We start from the raw sequence: 1,409 nt of genomic DNA on the forward strand, positions 1-1,409 counted from the left end.
GGTGAGATCGAGGCGGTGCTGACCTCGCATCCCGGCGTCGCCCAAGCCGCCGTGGTCACCCAGGACACCCCCGGTGGCAGCCGACGTCTCGTGGGCTACTTCGTACCCTCCGTCGTCGACTCCGGCGGCCATGTGGACGACTACGGCCACTTCGAGGCCGAGATGACGGCCGGTGTCACGGTCCGTGAGCTGCGGCGGTTCGTGGCGGAGCGGCTGCCGGAGTTCATGGTGCCGTCGGTGTTCGTGTCGCTGGAGCGGCTGCCGCTGGCACCGAACGGCAAGCTCGACCGTGCCGCGCTGCCGGAGCCGGAGTTCACCGGCGAGGCCTACCGGGCGCCCCGCAGCGGCGTGGAGGAGATCCTCGCCGGTGTCTACGCCGACGTGCTCGGGGTCGAGCGGGTCGGCATCGACGACGACTTCTTCGCCATCGGCGGCGACTCCATCCGCTCCATCCAGATCGTCTCCCGCGCCCGTGCCCTGGGCGTGGAGATCACCGCACGGCAGATCTTCGAACGGCGCACCGTCGCCGAACTGGCCGACGCCGCGAGCACCGGCCGGACGTCGAGCGTGCCGGCGCTGAAGGAGCTGGACGGCGGCGGCGTGGGCCGTATGCCTCTCTCGCCCGCCGCCTTCTCCATGCTCGACCTCGGCGGCGGCTTCTCCCGCTTCTCCATGTCGCTCATCGTCGACCTGCCCGACGAGATCACCGCCGACAGCCTGGCCGCCACGCTCGCCGCGGTCCTCGACCACCACGACATCCTGCGCTCGCGTCTGGTGCTGGACGACGACGGCGGCCATCTGGAGGTCACCGAGCCGGGCAGCGTCGACATCGCGCCCCTGATCCGTGAGGTGACCTGGGCGCAGGACCGGCAGGCACAGGCGGCGGCCGAACTCGACGCGGCCACCGGACGGTTGGACCCCACCGCCGGTGTCATGGCCCAGTTCGTGTGGTTCACGCCGGACGACGGCACCGGCGGCCGTCTCCTGCTGGTCCTGCACCACCTGGTCGTCGACGCGGTCTCCTGGCGCATCCTGCTGCCGGACCTCGCGGCCGCCTGGCGGCAGATCCGCGACGGCCAGGCCCCCGCGCTGCCCCCGGTCGGCACCTCCGCCCGCCGCTGGGCCCACGCCCTGGAAGCCGAGGCCTCCGACCCCGACCGCATCGGCGAACTCGACACCTGGCTCAGGACCGTGGAGGCCCCCGACCCCGTCCTCGGCTCACGCCCCCTCGACCCCGCCGTGGACGTCATGGCGACCGTCGACACCGTCACCCTGGAGCTGCCGGCACCGGTCACTCAGGCGCTGCTGACCGAGGTGCCGGCGGCCTTCCGGGGCGGGGTCAACGACGGCCTGCTCGCAGCGCTCGCGCTGGCGGTGGCGAAGTGGCGGCGGGCCCGTGGCGTGACGGA

The 1,409-nt window shown here is 73.0% G+C and carries 1 protein-coding gene; it reads left to right on the top strand.

Features of this window, described 5'->3' with window-relative positions:
- The coding region (locus IE263_RS48015) for a condensation domain-containing protein (protein WP_229911594.1) at positions 1–1,409 on the top strand (1,409 nt) is incomplete at both ends.

The sequence above is a fragment of the Streptomyces aurantiogriseus genome, assembly GCF_014649375.1.
Lineage (GTDB): Bacteria > Actinomycetota > Actinomycetes > Streptomycetales > Streptomycetaceae > Streptomyces > Streptomyces aurantiogriseus.